Origin of the sequence: Salicibibacter cibi, from assembly GCF_016495865.1 — a bacterium.
GTDB classification, from domain to species: domain Bacteria; phylum Bacillota; class Bacilli; order Bacillales; family Marinococcaceae; genus Salicibibacter; species Salicibibacter cibi.
Genome location: NZ_CP054706.1, coordinates 384,874 through 406,112, shown reverse-complemented (window position 1 = coordinate 406,112; position 21,239 = coordinate 384,874). Strand labels below are relative to the sequence as shown.

Annotated in this window: 21 protein-coding genes and 1 pseudogene; 9 read left to right on the top strand and 13 right to left on the bottom strand. The window is 45.2% G+C overall.

Annotated elements, in window-relative coordinates:
* Positions 1-27: 27 nt before the first annotated feature.
* The 3 genes from HUG20_RS02030 to HUG20_RS02020 all read right to left on the bottom strand — a co-directional run bounded on the left by HUG20_RS02030 (position 28) and on the right by HUG20_RS02020 (position 1,881).
* Entirely contained in the window at positions 28-426 is a 399-nt protein-coding gene (locus tag HUG20_RS02030; protein ID WP_211199999.1) for a YbaN family protein, read from the bottom strand.
* A gap of 12 nt (positions 427-438) precedes the next feature.
* On the bottom strand, positions 439-1,131 hold the full coding sequence (locus HUG20_RS02025; RefSeq protein WP_343073195.1) for a DUF2269 domain-containing protein: 693 nt from the start codon (positions 1,129-1,131) through the stop codon (positions 439-441).
* A gap of 255 nt (positions 1,132-1,386) precedes the next feature.
* On the bottom strand, positions 1,387-1,881 hold the full coding sequence (locus HUG20_RS02020; RefSeq protein ID WP_200087457.1) for a PTS sugar transporter subunit IIA: 495 nt from the start codon (positions 1,879-1,881) through the stop codon (positions 1,387-1,389).
* Positions 1,882-2,112: 231 nt separating this feature from the next.
* Between HUG20_RS02020 and treP the strand changes: the two genes are divergently transcribed.
* The 3 genes from treP (at position 2,113) to treR (ending at position 5,982) form a co-directional block, all read left to right on the top strand.
* Complete coding sequence (gene treP, locus HUG20_RS02015; protein ID WP_200087455.1) at positions 2,113-3,543, top strand: PTS system trehalose-specific EIIBC component; 1,431 nt, start codon at positions 2,113-2,115, stop codon at positions 3,541-3,543.
* Positions 3,544-3,634: 91 nt separating this feature from the next.
* Positions 3,635-5,281: an alpha,alpha-phosphotrehalase gene (gene treC / locus HUG20_RS02010; protein WP_200087447.1), complete on the top strand. Its 1,647-nt coding sequence runs from the start codon at positions 3,635-3,637 to the stop codon at positions 5,279-5,281.
* A gap of 8 nt (positions 5,282-5,289) precedes the next feature.
* The gene (treR, locus tag HUG20_RS02005; RefSeq protein ID WP_200087445.1) at positions 5,290-5,982 is read left to right on the top strand and encodes a trehalose operon repressor; all 693 of its coding nucleotides are present in this window, start codon (positions 5,290-5,292) and stop codon (positions 5,980-5,982) included.
* A gap of 57 nt (positions 5,983-6,039) precedes the next feature.
* Here treR and moaD read toward each other — a convergent pair whose 3' ends face one another.
* Genes moaD through moaA form a run of 6 tightly spaced genes read right to left on the bottom strand, consistent with a single transcriptional unit; the run spans position 6,040 to position 10,538 of the window.
* Entirely contained in the window at positions 6,040-6,273 is a 234-nt protein-coding gene (moaD, locus tag HUG20_RS02000; protein ID WP_200087443.1) for a molybdopterin converting factor subunit 1, read from the bottom strand.
* The gene (locus tag HUG20_RS01995) at positions 6,270-6,722 is read right to left on the bottom strand and encodes a molybdenum cofactor biosynthesis protein MoaE (RefSeq protein ID WP_200087441.1); all 453 of its coding nucleotides are present in this window, start codon (positions 6,720-6,722) and stop codon (positions 6,270-6,272) included. The genes moaD and HUG20_RS01995 overlap by 4 nt, the downstream gene beginning before the upstream one ends.
* Positions 6,703-7,233 (bottom strand): molybdopterin-guanine dinucleotide biosynthesis protein B, encoded by a 531-nt coding sequence (gene mobB, locus HUG20_RS01990; protein ID WP_200087439.1) that lies wholly within the window; start codon positions 7,231-7,233, stop codon positions 6,703-6,705. The genes HUG20_RS01995 and mobB overlap by 20 nt, the downstream gene beginning before the upstream one ends.
* Positions 7,200-8,486, bottom strand: a complete 1,287-nt coding sequence (locus tag HUG20_RS01985) for a molybdopterin molybdotransferase MoeA (RefSeq protein WP_200087437.1) — start codon at positions 8,484-8,486, stop codon at positions 7,200-7,202. Before HUG20_RS01985 ends, mobB begins: the two co-directional genes overlap by 34 nt.
* 20 nt (positions 8,487-8,506) lie before the next feature.
* A complete protein-coding gene (locus HUG20_RS01980) occupies positions 8,507-9,520 on the bottom strand; it encodes a ThiF family adenylyltransferase (protein ID WP_200087435.1) in 1,014 nt (337 codons plus the stop codon).
* A 4-nt stretch (positions 9,521-9,524) separates the two neighbouring features.
* The gene (gene moaA, locus HUG20_RS01975; protein ID WP_200087426.1) at positions 9,525-10,538 is read right to left on the bottom strand and encodes a GTP 3',8-cyclase MoaA; all 1,014 of its coding nucleotides are present in this window, start codon (positions 10,536-10,538) and stop codon (positions 9,525-9,527) included.
* 92 nt (positions 10,539-10,630) lie between these two features.
* On the opposite strand from moaA, the gene HUG20_RS01970 reads away from it, so the two are divergent.
* From HUG20_RS01970 to moaC, 3 genes are read left to right on the top strand one after another with little or no spacing between them, the layout of a single operon-like run.
* Positions 10,631-11,122 carry a MogA/MoaB family molybdenum cofactor biosynthesis protein gene (locus HUG20_RS01970; protein WP_200087424.1) on the top strand — a complete coding sequence of 164 codons (492 nt, stop codon included), beginning with the start codon at positions 10,631-10,633 and terminating at the stop codon, positions 11,120-11,122.
* Positions 11,119-11,691 (top strand): molybdenum cofactor guanylyltransferase, encoded by a 573-nt coding sequence (gene mobA / locus HUG20_RS01965; protein ID WP_200087423.1) that lies wholly within the window; start codon positions 11,119-11,121, stop codon positions 11,689-11,691. The genes HUG20_RS01970 and mobA overlap by 4 nt, the downstream gene beginning before the upstream one ends.
* A complete protein-coding gene (gene moaC / locus HUG20_RS01960) occupies positions 11,688-12,185 on the top strand; it encodes a cyclic pyranopterin monophosphate synthase MoaC (RefSeq protein ID WP_200087421.1) in 498 nt (165 codons plus the stop codon). Before mobA ends, moaC begins: the two co-directional genes overlap by 4 nt.
* Positions 12,186-12,194: 9 nt before the next feature.
* On the opposite strand, the gene HUG20_RS01955 is transcribed toward moaC, so the two are convergent.
* The 3 genes from HUG20_RS01955 to HUG20_RS01945 form a co-directional block, all read right to left on the bottom strand.
* Entirely contained in the window at positions 12,195-12,944 is a 750-nt protein-coding gene (locus HUG20_RS01955; RefSeq protein ID WP_200087419.1) for a DUF6904 family protein, read from the bottom strand.
* A gap of 28 nt (positions 12,945-12,972) precedes the next feature.
* The gene (locus HUG20_RS01950) at positions 12,973-13,242 is read right to left on the bottom strand and encodes a PBPRA1643 family SWIM/SEC-C metal-binding motif protein (RefSeq protein ID WP_200087417.1); all 270 of its coding nucleotides are present in this window, start codon (positions 13,240-13,242) and stop codon (positions 12,973-12,975) included.
* 165 nt (positions 13,243-13,407) lie between these two features.
* Complete coding sequence (locus HUG20_RS01945) at positions 13,408-15,090, bottom strand: hypothetical protein (protein ID WP_200087415.1); 1,683 nt, start codon at positions 15,088-15,090, stop codon at positions 13,408-13,410.
* Positions 15,091-15,173: 83 nt separating this feature from the next.
* Here HUG20_RS01945 and HUG20_RS19040 point away from each other — a divergent pair.
* The 3 genes and pseudogenes from HUG20_RS19040 (at position 15,174) to HUG20_RS01925 (ending at position 19,607) form a co-directional block, all read left to right on the top strand.
* Positions 15,174-16,361: pseudogene (locus tag HUG20_RS19040) on the top strand (Rpn family recombination-promoting nuclease/putative transposase).
* A 168-nt stretch (positions 16,362-16,529) separates the two neighbouring features.
* On the top strand, positions 16,530-18,593 hold the full coding sequence (locus HUG20_RS01930; protein ID WP_246476497.1) for a DEAD/DEAH box helicase: 2,064 nt from the start codon (positions 16,530-16,532) through the stop codon (positions 18,591-18,593).
* A gap of 12 nt (positions 18,594-18,605) precedes the next feature.
* The gene (locus tag HUG20_RS01925) at positions 18,606-19,607 is read left to right on the top strand and encodes a hypothetical protein (protein WP_200087409.1); all 1,002 of its coding nucleotides are present in this window, start codon (positions 18,606-18,608) and stop codon (positions 19,605-19,607) included.
* An 86-nt stretch (positions 19,608-19,693) separates the two neighbouring features.
* Here HUG20_RS01925 and HUG20_RS01920 read toward each other — a convergent pair whose 3' ends face one another.
* Positions 19,694-20,734 carry an Rpn family recombination-promoting nuclease/putative transposase gene (locus HUG20_RS01920; protein ID WP_246476496.1) on the bottom strand — a complete coding sequence of 347 codons (1,041 nt, stop codon included), beginning with the start codon at positions 20,732-20,734 and terminating at the stop codon, positions 19,694-19,696.
* Positions 20,735-21,239 lie beyond the last annotated feature (505 nt).

Genomic DNA, 21,239 nt, shown 5'->3' with positions numbered 1-21,239 from the left:
GCATGGATCATCGTGATTGTGCTGTTATCATTCGGTCTGTTGTTTCCTGTGCGGCACTTCGCTTAACTGCAACGTCTTTTGCTTGAGGATAAAGCCTGTGACACACGCTCCGATGAAAAACAGAAGCCATTGTACGCTTGCCAAAGGAATGACAAAAAAGATGGTTAAAAATAAAGACACCCATAAAACCAATACCGCCGTAACCTTTGCTTTTAATGGAATTCCTTTTCCTGCCCGGTAATTTTCAATATAGGAACCAAAATGTTTATTCGTGATTAACCAATGGTACAATCTGTCCGAACTTTTGGCATAGCACGCCGCGGCCAATAATAGAAATGGCGTCGTCGGCAGTAAAGGAAGCACGATACCCAACACGCCTAAAGCGACTGAAAGAGAGCCACATATCGTTAGAACGGTCTTTATCACGCCATCACCTACTTAAAACGGCTTCAAAATCATGAGTACGATAATGATTAAAAATAGACTATTGAGGATGTGCTCACAGAAAAACAGCGTTCGGGAAAGAGTGTAGTACGATGCCGGGATATCATCGCCTTTATGTTTGTTTAACAACGCTTTGACCGGTTTGGAACGGGGCACCAACACGAACGGGCCAAACGCTAAAGCGACGAGAAACAAAACTAAACTCGTGATATACCAACCTTGCTGAAAAAGCGCAGGTTGCAAAGCCCCCATCCATACCCCGGTAATCAGCAGCAAAACCCCGCCAATCATAACAAACCGGTGCAATCGATGACGCAATCGAAAAGCATGGTTTAACTCCGTCATCGTTCGCGCCCCTCGCGTCAAAAAAGTCATGGCAAACCCCGGACCCAAACCGGCGATTGCGGAAACTATATGGATAAATACGAGCCAATCGTACAACGTCATGATAAGCCTCCCATATTTAGGGATTGCTGAACAACATGCAGCTATCAGCTGAAGCCGGGATGTCGCTTCCATGGCTTCGCTTTCCGCGGACGAACGGTCAAGCCTCCTCGCGCAAAACCGGCGCTGCGGGGTCTTGGACGCGTCCGTTTTTCCGCTGGAGTCTCGCCATTGCAGCACCATCCCTCCGTACGTTTCCAGAAGTGCAAGGGTTTTTTGCTTATAGGATGGATTTCCTTGCATCCAGTTTTGACAACACCAACGGAAAATGCTTATGTGCCAGTCTTTTTCCGTTAGTCAGCAGTCCCTATTTATTCAGGACCATTTTACCATAGCTCGTTATTGCCGGACCAATGTTCAAGATAATCCCTGGCCGACTGCAGGAGACAATATAGGAAGGAACTTCTTGGAGACCGAACGGGTTCACCCTCGCGTTTCGGATCTCATAAAAACGTTTTATAGCTACCGGGATTTATAATCTTTAAAAAAGACCCCTCATCAGGAGTCTCTGCGATACGTAAAAAGTATTGTTTTTCCTGCTTCGACCTCTTCCTCATTCGAGAATTCCATTTGATCCTTCTCTTGTCCGTTCGTAATAATAATAGGGCTAATTGTACCGGCTGCTTTTTCCTTTACTTTTTCCACATCAAACGTAACGAGGGGCGTTCCCGGTTTCACTTTATCATTTTCTTCCACGTGACCTTCAAATCCATCGCCGTCCATGGACACGGTTTCCAATCCAATATGAATCAAAATTTCTACGCCCTGCTCTGTTTCAATTCCAACCGCGTGCTTCGTCGGGAAAATTTGCACGATTTTTCCTTTGACCGGGGCCACAACCTTCCCATCTGAAGGTTCAATGGCAATACCATCGCCCATCATTTTCTCTGAAAACGTCGGATCGGGCACGTCTTCCAGGTTGATAACTTTCCCTGACATTGGCGCGACGATTGTGTCTTCTTCAGATTTACTTTTAAATAATTTTTTGAACATACAACGGAATCCTCGCTTTTCATTCTGATTTTACTCTCCTTATCCCCCACTTGCAGGCAGACTAAACCACGGTGTTTATACCGTTTATTGAAAGGATCAACATGATCCTACTGTTATAATATCGTTTATTGACTCATTTGTATATACAAGCTAAACTGTATACAGGCAAACAATCTTGTATATACAAATTTACGGGCTAATCATGTAAGCGTTACCAACGGGAGGGTGAATATGGGAGCGACCTATCGTAAGACAGCAGAACAAATTTTGGAAAAGATAGGCGGGGAAGAGAACATATCCTCGGCAACACATTGCGTGACACGTCTTCGCATGGTTGTCAACGATACTGAAAAAGTCAACACGGAAGAACTCGAAAATATTGAAGCGGTTAAAGGTTCTTTTTACTCTAATGGACAACTACAAATCATTCTCGGCAATGGAGTTGTAGATAAAGTATATAAAGAATTGATGACGATCACCGGTAGAGAAGAACAATCAAAAGAGGAAACCAAAGAAGATGCCGAGAATAAAGGAAAGCTACTGCAACGGGCGATCAAAGTACTGGCAGATGTTTTTATCCCGATTCTTCCGGCAATCGTAACCGCAGGGTTATTACTTGGAATCGATAATCTTTTAACAGGGGAAGGAATCTTTTTCGATGAAGCCTCCCTCATTGATGTTTACCCACAATGGGCGGATTTCGCAGATATCATTAATGTGATCGCCAGTACGGCATTTGTATTTTTACCGGCATTGATTGGTTGGTCGACCGTGAAACGTTTTGGCGGGAATCCCCTTTTGGGAATTGTAATGGGGCTTATTTTAGTCCATCCTGATTTGATGGACGCCAATGCGTACGGGGAAGCGGTAGCGTTAGGCGAAAGCATTCCGACATGGAACATTTTTGGTCTGGAAATTCAGGCGATCGGTTATCAAGGACAAGTGTTGCCAATTTTTGTGGCGGGGATTATACTGGCAAAATTGGAAGTGTTTTTACGTAAACGAATTCCCGATTCCATTCAACTGCTGTTAGTCGCACCTATTGCCCTGCTTGTCACAGGTTTCTTGGCTTTTATTGTGATCGGGCCAATCACATTTGCCATCGGAAACTCGATTATTGACGGATTTATTTGGCTGTTTGATACGTTGCCCGTCTTTGCGGGGCTATTGTACGGAGCCGTTTATGCGCCGCTCGTGATCACCGGCATGCACCATACGTTTCTTGCGGTCGATATACAACTGACAACTGCAGCGGACGGAACATTTTTATGGCCGATTTTGGCATTGTCCAATATTGCGCAAGGTTCTGCTGCATTTGCCATGTATTTTGTTTTCAAAAACAACAATCTGAAAGGCTTATCCGGAACCTCAGGCCTATCCGCCTGGCTGGGTATTACCGAACCGGCTTTGTTCGGAGTGAATTTACGTTTTCGCTTCCCGTTCATCTTTGCCATTATTGGTTCATCCATTGCCGGGATGTTCGTTACTATTAATCAAGTTCTTGCCACTTCCGTTGGTATCGGCGGGGTACCCGGCATCTTTTCGATCCAGATTGGCAGCTGGGGAGCATTCGGCATCGGGATGGTAATCGTCATCCTCGTTCCGTTTCTTTTAACGCTACTCTTCGCCCGCTTTACAAAACCGAAAAGTTTACACGAATGACCGTAAGAAACTGTAGCCCTACAGTTTCTTTTCTCCATAACTTGTATATACATGTTATGATACTGTACCATAAAAGAAAGGGGTGACGACCATGGAAGAATGGTGGAGAAGATCAACCGTTTATCAAATTTATCCAAAAAGCTTTAATGATACAACCGGGAACGGCATGGGAGATCTACCGGGGATCATCGAAAAACTCGATTACTTAAAAGAATTGGGGGTGGATGTGATATGGCTGACTCCCATTTATGTCTCCCCGCAAAATGACCACGGGTATGATATATCCGATTATTATGCCATAAACTCCGACTATGGAACGATGGAAGATTTTGAACAGCTGTTGTCCGAAACCCATCGTCGCGGGATGCGGTTAATCATGGACCTCGTCGTTAACCATACATCCACTTCACACGATTGGTTTAAAAATGCGAAAACCTCCAGGGACGCCCGTTATCGGGATTTTTATATCTGGAAAGAAGATCCGAATAATTGGCAATCAAGATTCGGCGGAAACGCCTGGGAATATAATGATGCAACAGAAGATTACTATTTACATTTGTTTGATGTTACACAGGGTGACCTTAACTGGGAAAATGAAGAACTTCGAAAACACATTTATGATATGATGACATTTTGGTTTGAAAAAGGAATCGATGGGTTCAGGCTTGATGTCATTAATCTCATTTCCAAGGATCAACGGTTTCTTAATGATCCATCCGGAGATGGACGAAAATTTTACACAGATGGCCCGCGAGTACATGAATATTTGCATGAAATGAACCGGGAAGTTTTGTCCAATTATGACAGTATGACTGTCGGGGAAATGTCGTCGACATCCATTGATCATTGTATTAAATATTCCAATCCCGCTCGCCGTGAACTTAGCATGACGTTTCAATTTCATCATTTAAAGGTCGATTATCCGAACGGGGAAAAATGGGCACTCGCCGATTTTAATTTCCACTCACTGAAAAACATTCTTTCCGAATGGCAAGTGCGCATGCATGAAGGCGGAGGTTGGAATGCGCTCTTCTGGTGTAATCATGACCAGCCGCGCATTGTGAGTCGTTTTGGCCATGAACGCGAGTATCACAATAAATCCGCCAAAATGCTGGCAACTACGATCCATATGATGCAAGGGACCCCATACATCTACCAAGGCGAAGAATTCGGCATGACAAACCCAAAGTTTGATGATATTTCCCGGTACCGAGATGTAGAATCCCACAATATGTACGAAAAACTCCTCCAAAATGGTTTAAGTGAAGAAGAGGTATTGGCGATTTTAAAAGAAAAATCCCGTGACAACGCTCGTACGCCCGTCCAATGGAATGACAGTCCCCATGCCGGGTTTACGAGTGGAACGCCATGGATCGATGTAAATACGGATTACAAAGAAATAAACGCAGAAAAGGCCCTTTCGAATCCAAACTCTATTTTTCATCACTATAAAAAATTAACTCGCTTACGTAAAGAATATGGCATCATCACTTATGGAAACTATGAACTCCTTTCTCCGGATGACGATCAAATATTCGCGTACAAACGAACTTGGAAAAAGGAAACGCTTCTCGTCATTAATAATTTTTATGGAACGGAAACAACGTTTTCCTGTCCCGGGGGATTACTTGAAAAAAATGCAACCTTACTCTTAAGCAACGATGGGGATAACCGAGAATTGAGGGCAACGATGGCGCTTGCGCCTTATGAATCGCTTGTTTTTTATTTCACGGAGTAGGTGGGAAAATGAAGAGGAAATTCCAAGACATTTATAAACAATTAAGTGAACGTATTGAAGCAGGCACTTATCAAGCGGGTACAACACTGCCTTCCGAGCATCAGTTGGCTATCACGTACAATGCCTCTCGAGAAACCATCCGTAAAGCGCTGAAAATGTTATCCGAACACGGCTATATTCAAAAAGTACAAGGGAAGGGCTCGATTGTTCTGGATATGTCGAGAATCAACTTCCCTTTTTCCGGGGTAACGACCTTTCAAGAACTTAGCCAAAAGCTGGGTTCACGCACGAAAACCGAGGTCATTCATTTGAAACAGGAATTTGGTCAACTCGGGGAAGAAGGGATAGTTTGGCATGTCCATCGTGTCCGGCACATTGACGGAGAACGTATTATCCTGGATAAAGATATCTTTTCAGCACAGGATGTTCCACACTTAACGAAGGAAATAAGCGAAAAAAGCATATACGATTATATCGAAAACGAACTGGGGCTTACGATTAGCTTTGCCCATAAGGAAATCGTGATTGAAGAACCTTCGGAAGAGGATCAAAACTATCTGGACCTTGCAGAAAATCATGTCATCGTCGTTATTAGAAGCTATACGTATTTGGAAGATGCAACACTTTTTCAATACACGGAATCTAGGCACCGATCCGATAAATTTCGATTCGTGGATTTCGCGAGGAGAGTGAAAAAATAGGACAGGCAGGGGCTTGCTTCAAAAGCCCCTATGCATGTTGAAGGTCAGGCTTTACACTTATCCCCCACTTACGGGCGGAATAAACGCAACGGTGTCTCCTTCGTTGATCACTTCATCATCATTTGCGAATTCTTCGTTCACAGCGGTCATCGTGCGGGCGAGTGAGGACACCGGATAGCGATCTTCCATCCAACGTTTCAGTTCTCTGATCGATTCTCCGGCAACATCCGCTTCGAGACGATCCGTTCCTGCTTCCTCCTGAACACGAGCGAAAAGAAGCACTTGTATCATCGATTTTCCTCCTCATAAGACGTCGTTTCCCGTTGATCGCCGACCCATTGGGTCCCGTCTTCCCAAAATTCTTTTTTCCATATCGGAACCATATCTTTGATTCTCTCCATTATATATTCATTCGCTTCATAGGCAGGTTTTCGGTGGGGGGACGAGACAGCTACGACGATCGCGATATCGGAAATGCCGAGCGTACCGAGTCGATGCGTAATGGCAACCTTTGTCCCGGGCCATTTCCTTTGCACCTCTTCACCGATTTGCGCCAGCGTTTTGACGGCCATCGGTTCATAGGCTTGGTATTCCAACTGCAGCGTTTTCTTGTCTGCGGTCATTTCCCGCACGGTTCCAATGAACGTTGCAATCGCCCCGCAATTGCGATCGACGACTTTATCAATTACCTGTTGTATGTCTATTGGTTCCCACGTCAGATTAAACAAATTTGATTGCATCGCTATCCTCCACCTCACTTACGATCCAATGCAGATAATCGTGCGATGGCTCATCGAGAGAAAAAGAAGGCAGTTGTGTTTGCGGCTTTTCTCCCCGGTACAGCACACAACAAACATTGGTGAGTTGAGATAAAATTTTCCAGTCATCACGGCCACGTAACAAGACGACTTTGGGGCAACCTGCATGCTTCCAACCTTCGACTAAGATCACGTCCGGCCCAAATTGCGCCTGCACACGCAACAATTGCTCCAATGACCATTCGTTTTGCACCGCGGACAGTCTCAAAACGCCATCTCCTTCAACGGCGGAAGTAATGGTGCCCGCTTGGGAAAAACGTTCGCTATCGGTTGAAGAATCCGGGGAAGCCGGTTCTCCACCATGGCCGTGATGTTTCAACGCGGAAACGTGCTGCCCCCGAACAGACAAAGCTTCTACCAATTCTCCCATTAGTGTCGTTTTCCCGCTATTTTTATAACCTACGACTTGTAAGACGCGACAATGTTGTCCCATGGCCACTCGCTTCCTTTATGATCCTCGAGCAAGAAAATATCGACGCCCATTCCAGCCTCATATCCGCGGCTTCCCCCAGGAAGAGCGATCAGCACATCGGCACCGGCGATGGAGGTCACGGACCCCGATTTATCGAGACCACCGGGTTTCGCTACAAAACGTCCCTCATCTTCTTCCAATGTTGCCCGCACAAAGCGGGTGAACGGATTCGGTTTTGGATAATCCTTGCCAAGCGTTGCCTTCGTTCTTTTTAAATGCGGTTTATCGAAAAAAAGAGAACGGCAAAGAATCGGGCGAACAAATAGTTCAAAGCCGACAAAACAGGCACTTGGATTTCCGGAAAGGCCAAAGAACAGCTGTCCGTTTATCTCGGCCACCGTTGTCACGCTTCCCGGACGCATCGCCACTTTATTAAACAAAGGGTTTCCGCCGAGACGTTCGATAATGTCGGGAACATAGTCATAATCCCCGACAGAAGCGCCGCCGGTTGTAATTAGCACATCCACCTCTTGAAGCGCATTCGATACAGCTTCAACACAGGCATTCAGATCATCGGGCAATTTCCCGAGGAGCACCGGTTCTCCGCCTACACGCTCAACTTGAGCCGCCATCATATAGGCATTGCTATTGCGAATTTTTCCCGGTTCCAACGGTTCATGAACGTCCAGCAGTTCACTCCCCGTCGCTATAATCCCTACGCGCGGGCGGATCGCCACCGGCACTTCCACGTATCCAAACGTGGCAAGCAAAGCGACAACACCCGGGTCTACCAATGTTCCCTTGGGAACGAGCTTGGCTCCTTTTTCGGTATCTTCGCCTTGAAAAGAAATGTTGTCGCCGGAGGAAAACGCGCGCTTGATGGAGATGTCCTCTTCGCTATCTTCATCGACGAGCTCCAGCATCACGACCGCATCACATCCGTTAGGGATCTGTGCGCCTGTCATAATACGTACGGCTTCCCCAGCGTTCACTTCCCGAGGAAACACCGTCCCTGCGCCGATTTCACCGATCACGCGAAAATGAACAGGACGGTTTCGGTTCGCTCCCGCACTGTCCTCTGCACGGATGGCGAAACCGTCATAAGGCGAGCGATCAAACGACGGCACATCATGATCGGCTACGAGGTCTTCAGCCAATACTCGCCCGTAGCTGTTCGCGAGGGGGATCGTTTCTTTCTTCGCTTCATTGCCGCCGACATTCATGACTGCTCGTACCGCTTCATCCACCGGTATCGGTTTTCGCTTTTCTACCATCGCCGCACAACCCCCTTCCTTCACAAAACATATGTTTCATACAATTCCCGCGCATGATCAATATTTTTTGTCCCATGTACAAGGACACGCCCATCTTGAAAAACAGCGAGGCGATGCTCGCCCATCACACAGGACAACAAATACGGGTTTCGCTTCGTTTTTCCATATGCTTGCAACTTCGTTTCCAAGTTTGTCAAATCAAAGGTTCGCTTTTGTTCCGGACGGATTTGTACCGTGTCCCGCCCGCAAAGCACCGCAGTTTTGGCATCTTCAGCTGACGATAAGTATGGGTAAACGGGGGATTCGCCACATGTCGGGCACGTGGCGTCCTTCACACGGCTCACACCTATCCGTTGCTGCTCACCGCGCCACACATCGTAAAAAACAAGGCGCTCCTCCACCGAAGCACGGTTCCCCGTCAGCCACTTCATCGCTTCCACCAGCTGTAAAAGCGCTGTTTGTTGGACAACGGGTGCGATAACGCCGTCACTTTCACAAGTCATAACCGAAGACGGAATCGACGCCAACAAACAATTCAGGCATGGCCCGTCCCAAGGCCTTACCATATACGCCATCCCGTAACTGCCGGCAAACGCGCCGAACAACCACGGGATCTCATACTTGGCCGCCAAATCATTCATAATGAAGCGGATATCAAAATTATCCGTGCCGTCAATCATGAGGTCTACCGTCTCCAGCAACGGTTCAAGATTGGACGCGCTCGCGTCCATAATATGCGCCTGCACGTCCGTATCCCCATTGATGGCTAGTAAATGGGCTTTCGCCGCTACCGCTTTCGGCAACTGATCCACGGCATCGGCTTCCGTGTACAATTGCTGACGATGCAAGTTGCTGAACTCCACATAGTCACGGTCAATCACTGTAAGCGTGCCAATGCCCGCCCTCGTCAGCATTTCGGCATTGGCGCTTCCCAACGCGCCCGCACCGACAATCAGCACATGGGCTTTCGCCAATCGGCGTTGTCCCTCGACCCCCATCGGCTTGAACAATGTTTGTCTGGAATAACGATCCATATGCTTATCCACCTATATAAGACATTTCGATTTTCTTGCGATTCCGTGCCGATTCTTCCGTCCGCAATTCAGAATAACGGTCCTCTCGCTTTTCCCACACCGCGCGTATCCACTCCCGTATCTGCCCATCGGTCGCGCCGTCTCTTATAATCGTACGCAGATCCGAACCCTTTTCGGAAAATAAACAAGTGAACAACTTGCCATCAGCTGATAGACGCGCTCGGGTACACGAACCGCAGAACGTTTCCGTCACCGAAGAAATGAACCCAATTTCCACATCGGAATCCCGGTATTTATAACGGGAGGCCACTTCACCGAAATAGTTGCGTTCCAGGGCTTCCAGAGGGGCAATTTGCGACACGCGTTCATGGAGTTCTTTTTTCGAGACGACTTGGGAAAAATCCCAACCGTTCGTCTGGCCCACATCCATGAATTCGATAAAACGCAGCGTCAACCCTTTTTCTTTACAATAACGCGCCATCGGGATCACTTCCTCGTCATTGACCCCTTTGCGGACGACCATATTTACTTTCACGCCAAGACCGGCTTCGATAGCAGCATCTATCCCACGCAAAACGGCATTCGGACTCGTTTTACGTCCGCTCATCTCCTGGAACACTTCGGTATCAAGCGCATCCAAGCTCACGTTCACGCGCTCAAGCCCCGCTTCATACAACGGTTTCGCCTGTTTCGGCAACATGACCGCGTTCGTCGTGAGAGCGATATCTTCAATGCCTTCAATTGTGCGGAGCGAGGCGATCAGCTCCGGAACATCTTTACGAAGCAACGGCTCTCCACCCGTGAGCCTTATTTTTTTCACCCCAAGCGCGGCAAATTGCTCCGCCGCCCGGGTAATCTCGTCAAACGAAAGAAGCGCTTCTTCCGGTAAAAACACGTGATCATCGCCAAAGATTTCCTTCGGCATACAATACGTACAACGAAAGTTACAACGATCCATAATCGAAATCCGTAAATCCTGAAGGGGACGCGACAATTGGTCATGAACGCCTGTAGTCATCGGAGGCCTCCTTCCTTGGTGTTGACATGCGAAGGTGTTAGAATAATGATATTATATTAATTCTAACACAGCCGTCGGGAGGTTGGAAAAGAATGCATCACGAACACGACGTTTCTTCGGTTCATGTTGGAATACTAACAATGTCGGACACGCGCACGAAGGATGAAGACAAGAGCGGTGCGTTGATTCGCTCTCTTCTGGATAAAGATGGGCACAAAGTGAGTGAGTATCAAGTGATTCAGGATGACAAACCGACCATTCAATCCGTGCTCCATAGATGGACGACTCAGACTTCGCTTAACGCCATCATCACGAACGGTGGGACTGGGATTAGCGCCAAAGATGTTACTTACAAGATCGTTTACGGGATGATTGATAAAGAAATCGATGGGTTTGGGGAACTGTTTCGAATGAAAAGCTATGAGGAAATTGGAGCGAAAGCGATGCTTAGCCGCGCGCTTGCGGGCACTATTGGCCAAACTGCTCTATTTGCGCTTCCCGGATCATCGAATGCCGTTCGTCTCGCCATGACTGACTTAATTTTACCGGTGCTCCCTCATATCGTTGGAGAGCTGCGCAAATGAACGTTGCCGGTCTCGTACTCGCCGGCGGGCGATCCTCCAGGTATGGCAAGCAAAAACTTTTTGAGTCATTTCATGGCAAGCCTCTTTATCAACAAAGCCTTGCCGCGATGCAAAACGCCGGAATCCCATCGGTCTACATCATAACCAATCGGGAGCTGGCACCCGTTTTTGAAAATCATCCGGTTATCATCGAGGAACACCCCCACGGAGGTCCGTTGCGTGCATTACATAAAGCAATGGAAAAATTATCAGAAGAGCGCTTCGAATGGATACAAACCTTACCCGGGGATGTTCCTTTTGTCGATGGGGACACAGTCAGAAACATTCTTCAAGCAGCAAAACAACACCCCAATTCTGATATCATCCTGCCAACGACCGACGCGCGCTTTCAACCGTTACACGCCGCTTACCACATGCGTTGTTTACCAGAGTTAAGGGAACTGGTGAAAAAAGAAAGCAGCATGAAAGCTTTATATGATAACGTTAAAACCCATCAATTAATGTTCCCGGCCAACCACCCGGCGTTCATCAACATTAACCGACCCGAAGACTGGAGGCATGAACCGTGAGCGAGTTTTCCCATTATAATGAAGAAGGTCGCACGAAAATGGTCGACATCTCCCAAAAACAAGAGTCGACCCGTACCGCCACGGCCGAAAGCCGTATTTTGTTGACCGAAGAATTATACCGGGCAATTGAACGCGAAGACCTTAAAAAAGGAGACCCATTACAAGCCGCGCAAATCGCCGGGATTATGGGTGCAAAAAAAACCCCCGACTGGATTCCCATGTGCCACCCGATCCCGCTTCAAGGGACTGATTTATCCTTTTCATATGAAGTAGCAGATGGCGAGTATGAATTGATCATCCACGCGACCGTGACGGTAAAAAGCAACACCGGCGTCGAAATGGAAGCGTTAACCGCCGTTACTGCTGCCGCGCTCACCTTTTATGATATGTGTAAAGCGGTCGATAAATCAATGGTCATTAAAGAAACTTTGCTTGTTGAAAAAACCGGCGGGAAGAGTGGAGACTTCGTTCATCCTAGGCGTGGAGATTCGTAATTGGCTCAACTACCAGTCAACGTCTTCCGGATAATCTAATACCAGACTGATATTCTCAACAGCACATTCATATTCCCTAGCAGCCCGTTCTACTTCATCTTTGACTTCCAGATATTCCTGACCGTATTCCGCCAGTCTTTTCGCCATGATTGTGATATTTTTCTTTCGTTTTTCCACGTCCATGTCCAGAAATCTGATATTAAGCAAATCCAAATATTGAGTTGCATACCCGCCAAACCAGGTATGATCCTTGGACATTAAGTTTATCGTGCGCCGAAACGCGGCATCAGAAACGTTCTCTTTTAAACATTTAATAACGGCTGCTTGAAATCCTTTTACTTGTGCAATCGCGGCATCCCACATCAATTTTTTATCCATAAGGAAATTAATGTTTGTCTTCGTCAGTTTCTGAGCGTAGAGACTGATAAAATCATTCAGTGCCATCGTGACAAACAGGACTTCCGGCCACAGTACATTTGCGCACAAATATACATTTTTATCAGAAGTGATCGTTGAAAAAGACTTCATCTTCCCCTCATCCATCCCATTTTCAACAAAAGCAATATCGCGGCCTCCCAAAAGGGCGTGGCGGATGTCATAGCACACAGCGAGCACCCGAAGGCGTACTTGCTCATAACGAATAAACTCGTCTTCATCACCGACGACTATATGCAGAGCATCATACAATGCTTCAAAATCAAAGAAATCACCATAAATGGAAACGCCTGCATAATTCTGTGTTGATTTGATATAGATCATAGCTTTGCCTCACAATTCTATAATTAGATTAACCGCAACATTTTTTATACTTCTTACCGCTCCCACACGAACTAGGGTCATTTCTCCCGACTTTTTCTTCTTTAACAATCGTTTTTGTATTTTCACTTTTTTCACCCATTAGTCTGTTCAGATCGGATAAGTCCTCCGGCTTGTCCGATTCAATCCCAATGACCACTTTCCAACCATTCCTGTCGCAAAAATCGTGCAGTTCCATTGCCCGTTCTTCTTTAGCAACGCGGAGGATTGCCGGTTTTTTGCTCGTCCCCAACTTGGCCATGACATGTCACTCCCCTTTTTTATTTTTACCACGAGGCACATAATGCGTCGCATAACGCTCTTCAATGGCTGGTGCTGTAGCCTTTTTCCCATACAAGCTGTCCGCCGTATTGATTCACACGTTTTCTTAATTTCTGTCTGTTCACGGTATTTCTCCCCCTCTGCCCTACAATCCCGATACTTGCAAGGCACTTGTAAGCTCCTTCTTAAAAGAGGAATGCCTTGGATACTTACTTCGATACGTTGCTATAAAATCATTTCCATCTTGCAGAGTACCTCTATTTGCTAGTGTCTCAGCCATTGCAACTAATAATTTGGCAGCTTTATGATAGCTTCCCCGTTTTTGATTGCCGACGATCGCATCAATTCTATTGCCTGTTTCTTTTTTACACCAGTCCAGATAAAAATGCTCTTGTTCTTCTGTGAAATCAATGGTTTCTTTTACACGGTCGATGAGTTTCATGTACTTTTCCATGTCTGATTCCTTCTCGCCATAAGGTCGAAGGCCAATGGTATCTCTCCATTGTTCATTGATTATATTGGAGCGCTCGTCCCTTTTGGATAAAACATCCATTAAAAAAATGAGCATCACTGGTTTAGGATTTGATCCGAAGGTCCAGCCGAGAGAGTCCCATCCTTCACACATTTGAAAAACCTTTTCAAACTTGCCGGCGAGCAGTTGCACGTGAATAAACACCGATTCCCGAAACGTTGAGCTACGTCTTTCTATATTGTAAAAAGTAAAATCACGATGTTCCTTATTTTCAAGTTCAATCATTCTTTTTTCTGCCTCATCGGTTATCTCTTCAAAGCAGCCTTCTTTGTGAGCCGTGAGATACAGATTAAGCAAATAATCCATGGATGGATTGGAGTAAAAACTTTCTCGAAAACCTTTCAGTCTCAGCTTATCATCATCACGTTCATTGCCGATTTTTGCTAATTTCTGTGCCACTTCTGCCCGAACGATATAATCACTCGGAATTTTGGACAATCCCTCTGTAGCAGCTTGTAAAACAGATGCTTGATCTCCTTCTTTCTCCAAAGCCTCTATCCAATCCACATACGCTTTTGGAAATTGTTTAGCATGTCCTTTTGCAAATTCAGAGATTGCCGAAATGCCACCTTTTAGGAAAACAGCTTCCCTGAGCAACTCGCTTACGTATGATGGCGGATTTTCCATTAGAAGTTCCGTCCATTCTGAGAGAAATGATTGAAAGTCCGGCAATGGTGCATCTAACGAATCTCTGACGTCTTTTATCTTAGTTCCGGATTCCAAATAAGTGTCATCGACCATGGCATCATACATCCTATGTACCCGTTCTTCCGCTTCGGCATTCATATAAACCGAGCGGAAGTAAAGCGCACGATGCTCACTCACGTCTACATCCAGCATATTCTCGGGATGAAAATCGCCGGGCAGGGACCCTTCCTCTCCCATTTCCAACACCTCGAACAATTTTTTGTATGCCTCTTCGGCGACCTCATAATTACTCTGCCTCAGAAATTCTCTTGCTTCCAGAAAAAAATCGTCCATTTCCTCGGCCCAGCTTTCATCGCCAAACTCTCTTTCATCCATGATTTCAGGGTCCCAGCCAAACCCATCCACATATTCCCCTGTGTCCACTCTTTCGGCAAATGTTTCAATATCTTCTATCAGAGCGTCATCTGCGTAACTGACCGATGTTTTCCCTTCTTTTTCGACGGTCAACTTGGTCAAAAAAGCTTCCCGATTAGACGGGCGCTCGTCACTTGCCCATTGCAAGATGAGGGTTTGAAGATCCTCTTTCGAAAAATCGTCCAACCGCAATCTGGTTTCGTCTATAAATTCTTTATAACTTATGTTAACCATGCGCATTCTTTCCTTCCGCATAAAGTCTATTAAAACTAAACTATCAAAAAATCCGTTTTATTACTACTGGCAGTAGCTGTTTTATGGACAGCCCATTTTTAAAAAAAGATAAACTTAAGATGCTACATATTTGGTATAATGAAAAGAAACGACAGGAGAATAAACATGCGTCCAAAACTGCTGAAACGTGTGCCCCTTCATCGATTGATGGATCTAAAAGTTTTAAACAATTGTTCGGAAGTGAGAAAAATAAGGAGATCACCGTTATTTTCTTAAATGCTGTCCTTCAGCGCAACGAACACCATCGCATTAAAGAAATCTCGTTCGCGAATGTGGAAAAAACTGCGAATTACGAAGAAGATAAAGTGAAACTTGCATCAGAGGTGGTTTTCCTCTGATGGTTAGTTGAACGAATCGGGGTGTTAACGGGCGCTTACCACCGGGGCAAAGCGTCACGCCTTGATATCGTTGCCGTCACAGATGCCAATGAGTAGGTTAACATTGAAATTCAGTTTACAAACCAATACGATATGGTGAAAAGATCGTTATACTATTGGTCGGGATTGTACCAAAAGCAACTGACAAGACGCATGTCATATACTCAGTTACAACCGGTGATCGCGATCAACATCATGAATTTTGATTTATTCAAGGAAACGGATCGCTTCCATACTTCCTATCGCCTGTATGAAGACCATGATAATACACTGTTAACGGACGTTATGGAATTTCACTTTCTCGAAATGCCAAAGCTGATTCGTGCTTGGAAGGAAGACAAATTAGATCCGTGGAATGACATGTTGGCTCGCTGGCTGTTGCTCTTAGGGATTGTCGATCATCGCAAAAACAAGGTCTATGAAGATATTTATAAAGAATTGGAGGAGATCGCCATGGAAGATGAAAACCTTCGGAATGCGTTTCAAAACTGGGAAACGTTAAGTGCTTCGCAGGAAGAATGGCTTGCCTATGAAGGCCGGCTTAAACGAGTGTTGGATGATGAGTCTGCCCGCATTGACTCGGAAATCAGGGAGAAAGAAGCACGAAAAGAGGGGTGGGTGGAAGGTCGACAGGAAGGCCAACTAGAAGGTCGAAAAGAAGAAGTTACCGAATCTACAATCATGCTTCTAAGATTAAAATTCCCTGACCATTCCATGGATGCTGTTTCTGAAAAAATGAACGCCATTGATAACCTTGAATCGCTAAAAAAACTTCAACAACAGCTGGCTCAAGCTCAAACGTGGGCTGAAGTGGAAGACTTGCTGATATTGTGATGAAGGAGCCAAATGAAAAGGTGATACTTCGGTCTTTCGAGGTGAAACACTTTCCGAACCCCCCAATCGCTCTTTTTTTCTTATAATGTGGTTAAACAACAAATTCCCAACGCGGAAATATTTTGATAGAATAGAAAGTAGTTTTCTTTTCTATATTTCACAAGGGAAGTGATCGCGATCCAACCCTATCTATTTCAGCTGAATAAAGAATTATTGGAACTTAACGCGCTCGAAATGGATGAGAGATTGCTCACTTTTTTCCGAGCCATCAGTCCGGACACGGACGCTAAAAAACAAACCTATTTATTTATAAATGACAATGACGCCGAGCGTGAATTTACCATTCATTGGGATGATCAAACGATTCAAGGAAGAGGGATCAAGGGTTTTTTTAACCATTATGATAGCCATTACTTATTGATTGAGCAGATGGATCAAGAAAAAATCAAGATTACGATGCCCCCTGCCCCATCCTGGGAACCGATCAATCAATACGACCTCCCGCTTGAAACGAAAGAACGCACACATGAAGTTTTGGATGCTTTAAGCAACTTCGAACAAAGCGATGATAAATGGTTTGATCTCTACAAGATTGCGCAGCAATTTAAATCTGATTCCAATAATGACCAAGACAGTCTCATCAGCTTGCCTCATTTGCGTGATTTGGAAATTTTTGAGTATCAAACGAACACGGTAAAATCCGTCATGAATCGTTTCAAAGGGCGCGCGCTCCTATGTGATGAAGTCGGTTTGGGCAAAACCATCGAAGCCGGAATCGCCATGCAAGAATACATCATGAGAGGCTTAGCCAATAAAATTCTTATTTTGTGCCCACCATCCCTCGTACAGCAATGGGAAGATGAAATGAAACGCAAGTTCAATCAAGACTTTATCCGTGCAGATTCCCCTGCTTTTAAAAAACAAGGAGATAAAGCTTGGGCCGAATTCCCGAAAGTGATTGCATCGCTGGCGACCGCAAAGCGAAAAAACCATCGCAGCGCAATCACTAATGTCCAATACGACTTAGTGATCGTCGATGAAGCCCATCATCTCAAAAACCGCAATACCCTTGCCTGGCAATTTATCAATGAAATTTACAAAAAATATATTTTCCTGCTAACGGCAACACCAGTGCAAAACAACCTCGAAGAGCTGTACAATCTCATCACACTATTAAAACCGGGGCAGCTTAAAACGTATCGTTATTTCAAGAAACAATTTGTCGAGGACAACCAAGGCATGGAAGCTAAAAACGTGGACCAACTGAAACGACTGCTCTCGGATGTGATGATTCGAAATAAACGAAACAATGTGGATGTGCAATTCACGAAGCGAAAAGCCCAGACGACCACCGTGTCTTTGTCAGCTGACGAGCAAAAGGTTTATGACGAACTAAGCACCTTTATCCGCCGCAAATATAATGACGAGAAACCGAGCATGAGCCGCTTTCAACTCAAGACATTACAAGAACAAATGGGAAGTTCCTTTTACACGCTCGTCCAATCTTTATCGAACCAAGTGTCGAACGAAAAGTTAAATGACATCGATCGTCAGAACCTAAAAGCTATATATGAACAAGCACGAGTCATCACCGAAAAGGACGCCACCGAGAACGCCAAGGTGCGTGAGCTGATTTCGCTTCTTTCGCAAACGAAAGAGAAGGTACTCGTTTTCACCAAATACAAAAAGACCCAACAGCTTTTGGCATCCGTCTTGAAAGATCACGATTTTGCTGTCGCTGAATTTCACGGCGGATTAAAGCGAAAAGAAAAAGAAGAACAAGTGAACTTTTTCAGGGATCGTGCCCAAGTCTTAGTGAGCACAGAAGTTGGCGGCGAAGGGCGAAACCTGCAATTTTGCAATACGATGATCAATTATGATCTGCCTTGGAATCCAATGGCCATCGAACAACGCATCGGCCGGATCCATCGTATCGGGCAACAACGGGATGTCTATGTTTATAATCTGGTCGCCGAAAACACGCTCGAACACTACATCCTCCATATTTTGGACCGTAAGGTTAATATGTTTGAGTTGGTCGTCGGAGAAGTCGATATGATCCTTGGAGACATAGAAGCAAAAGAAGATTTCTCCGACATTGTCATGAATACGTGGGTCGATGCCGAGGACCAAGACACAATGGAACGAGAAATGGATGCCATCGGCGAGCAAATGTTGCAGAACAAAGAACAGCTCAACAAAATCAAAAAGTTGGACAAGCACTTATTTTAGGGAGGGAGTAACTTGGAGCTGCAAAAATATGTTTCGGAAGTGGTTGAAACGTTGGGCGGCGTCGTGATCCCCGAGGAATATGCCCTCTGCCAGGTGCTCATTCCCGAAGAATATAAAAATTATTTTCAAGGTCGAACCGATTTGACGCTTGCATTCGATTTTGAAGTCAGCCAGGAAAAACCTGAAGCGGAGTTTGTCACCTTTGGGAGCTACTTTTTGGATCAATTGTTAGAGCTGGCAAGCGAAAAAGCAAAAAGCACCGTTCGTTTTGTAGAGATTGAACGTCTCGAACTCGCGAACCCGCTCAAGAAAATCCAACAAAGCATGCCGGATGAGGCGGGGAAAATGACGATTACTGAAGAACGGCAGATCATGGGCGCCTGGGAGATGTTTCAGTTTAAGGTTTTTTATATTTCCGATCAAAAAGAAGCGTCTCCGAAAGAAATATGGGTGAATTTATTGACCGATCAAGTTGATCATACGATTCAAGAACAACAAAACCGCATCATTTATCAGCAGGCACCCCTGTACAATCTACCTTTTCCGAAAACATTCGATCTTCAACACGGATTTGAAGTCGCCATGGCCAACGTTCAGCAGCAAGCGGAAAATGAAAAGAACACCCGCCTGGAGGATCAAGAATTCCAACAAGATATTGATCGCATCAAAGAATACTATACAGAGTTAATGGAAGAAAACAAAAAGAGAGCTTCGCGAAAAGGCCTAACAGAAGAGAAAAAGAAAGACATTGAAGCGAAAACGAACGCCATTGCCCTTGAGCGCGACAAACAACTGCTTGATATTAAAAATAAATATGACGTCCAAATTGAACCTGCCCTTGAACACGCGATCCTTTATTGCATCCCGATTATTGAATACCGAGTGGATATCCAGTTCCGCGGAGAACAGCAAGAAAAGATCTTCTATTACAATCCGATCACGAAACAGTTTACGACGCAACGTTCATCGCCCACCTCGTCAAAAAACGTGCTAAACGATACAACGTACCGATAAATGATCGGTACGTTTTTTTGTGTACTGAGACGCAATGCTAGACCCCAGATTTCGCGGAGATCCCCTCCCATTTGCATGCATCAACGCTATTCCAACAATTCCTTCACTTCCGTCCACGTTTCAGCTTGAACTAAGTCTTTTTGCAGCTTTTTCATCGATTCGAGGCTTTCGACGGTTTTCATTTTATTCGATATGACATCCATGGAGTGGCCAGGAAATTTGGCTTTTAAAAACATGATGGTAGACTCGGCGATTTCTTCTTGTCGCCCTTCGTGTCGTCCTTCTTTATGTCCTTCTTGTCGGCCCTCTTTTTCTCCTTCTTTTCGTGCTTCTTTCTCTCGAATTTCCGAATCTATGCGCGCAGATTCATCATCCAACACCCGTTTGAGTCGGCCTTCATAGGCGAGCCATTCTTCCTGCGATGCACTTAACGTTTCCCAATCTTGAAACGCATTCCGAAGGGTTTCATCTTCCATGGCGATCTCCTCCAATTTTTTATAAATATCTTCATAGACCTTATTTTTGCGATGATCGACAATCCCTAATAACAACAGCCAACGTGCCAACATATCATTCCACGGATCTAATTTGTCTTCCTTCCAAGCACGAATCAACTTTGGCATTTCGAGAAAGTGAAATTCCATAACGTCCGTAAGCAGGGTGTGATCATGGTCTTCATACAGGCGATAGGACGTGTGGAAACGATCCATTTCTTTGAATAAATCAAAATTCATGATATTAATCGCGATCACCGGTTGTAACTGAGTATATGACATTCGTCTGGTTAGTTGCTTTTGGTACAACCCCGACCAATAGTACAGCGATCTTTTAACCATATCGTATTTGTTCGAAAATTGAATTTCAATATTGATCCACTCATTGGCATCCGTTACGGCAACGATATCAAGACGTGACTCTTTGTCTTCCTCATAATCGGCGGCGTTTTCCACATTTGCGAACGCGATTTCTTTAATGCGGTGATGTTCGTTTCGTTGAAGAACAGCATTTAAGAAAACGACGGTTATCTCTTTATTTTTCTCACTTCCGAACAGCTGTTTAAACGCATAGTCAACTTTTAGGTCCATTAATCGATCAAGGGACACCCGCTTCAGCAGTTTTGGACGCATGTTTATTCTCCTGTCGTTTCTTTTCATTATACCACGTTCAGTATTATTTTCTAACTCACTTTGAAGTCTTTATTCTTGCCGCTAAAAACCTTTCCACACAGGCACGTTGATTATCCAAATTTCACCAAGAATCCGTGTTTTATTACATTTGTGAACTAATTTGGAGGTCGGGAGCCATTCTGAGTCCCCAAAACCCGAGCCTGAAGACCCATCTGGCTTCAGTGCAACGCTTTGAGTCCGCAGATCGTGTTCCAAAGGACTTATCTGATACTGAGCATCATACCAGGAGGTATTTTAAGGTAAATCAACGCGCCTGCTTTCCACACTGTAAAACTTGATCTCCATCAAGGAAAAACCAATCCTTTTTCCTCATAATGAAAGTGAAGGGGGCTTCATTCATGAGCTGGTCAATCTTTCAAACGGTGCTATGGGTGCATATTTTCCTCGCAATCATTTGGGTAGGAGGATTGCTCTTCATCGGATGGGACGTATTTCCCGCGGTAAA

Excerpts from the sequence above, each read along its gene's own strand:
- moaD (WP_200087443.1), bottom strand. The coding sequence starts at position 6,273 with ATGATACAAGTGCTTCTTTTCGCTCGTGTTCAGGAGGAAGCAGGAACG.
- mobA (WP_200087423.1), top strand. The coding sequence starts at position 11,119 with ATGAACGTTGCCGGTCTCGTACTCGCCGGCGGGCGATCCTCCAGGTAT.
- HUG20_RS02025 (WP_343073195.1), bottom strand. The coding sequence starts at position 1,131 with ATGCAAGGAAATCCATCCTATAAGCAAAAAACCCTTGCACTTCTGGAA.
- treR (WP_200087445.1), top strand. The coding sequence starts at position 5,290 with ATGAAGAGGAAATTCCAAGACATTTATAAACAATTAAGTGAACGTATT.
- moaA (WP_200087426.1), bottom strand. The coding sequence starts at position 10,538 with ATGACTACAGGCGTTCATGACCAATTGTCGCGTCCCCTTCAGGATTTA.
- HUG20_RS01985 (WP_200087437.1), bottom strand. The coding sequence starts at position 8,486 with ATGGTAGAAAAGCGAAAACCGATACCGGTGGATGAAGCGGTACGAGCA.
- HUG20_RS01945 (WP_200087415.1), bottom strand. The coding sequence starts at position 15,090 with ATGGTTAACATAAGTTATAAAGAATTTATAGACGAAACCAGATTGCGG.
- HUG20_RS01920 (WP_246476496.1), bottom strand. The coding sequence starts at position 20,734 with ATGCGTCCAAAACTGCTGAAGCGGGTGTCCCTTGATCGATTAATGGAC.
- HUG20_RS02020 (WP_200087457.1), bottom strand. The coding sequence starts at position 1,881 with ATGTTCAAAAAATTATTTAAAAGTAAATCTGAAGAAGACACAATCGTC.
- treC (WP_200087447.1), top strand. The coding sequence starts at position 3,635 with ATGGAAGAATGGTGGAGAAGATCAACCGTTTATCAAATTTATCCAAAA.
- HUG20_RS01980 (WP_200087435.1), bottom strand. The coding sequence starts at position 9,520 with ATGGATCGTTATTCCAGACAAACATTGTTCAAGCCGATGGGGGTCGAG.
- HUG20_RS01970 (WP_200087424.1), top strand. The coding sequence starts at position 10,631 with ATGCATCACGAACACGACGTTTCTTCGGTTCATGTTGGAATACTAACA.
- HUG20_RS01995 (WP_200087441.1), bottom strand. The coding sequence starts at position 6,722 with ATGCAATCAAATTTGTTTAATCTGACGTGGGAACCAATAGACATACAA.
- HUG20_RS01950 (WP_200087417.1), bottom strand. The coding sequence starts at position 13,242 with ATGGCCAAGTTGGGGACGAGCAAAAAACCGGCAATCCTCCGCGTTGCT.
- mobB (WP_200087439.1), bottom strand. The coding sequence starts at position 7,233 with ATGGGACAACATTGTCGCGTCTTACAAGTCGTAGGTTATAAAAATAGC.
- treP (WP_200087455.1), top strand. The coding sequence starts at position 2,113 with ATGGGAGCGACCTATCGTAAGACAGCAGAACAAATTTTGGAAAAGATA.
- HUG20_RS01955 (WP_200087419.1), bottom strand. The coding sequence starts at position 12,944 with ATGATCTATATCAAATCAACACAGAATTATGCAGGCGTTTCCATTTAT.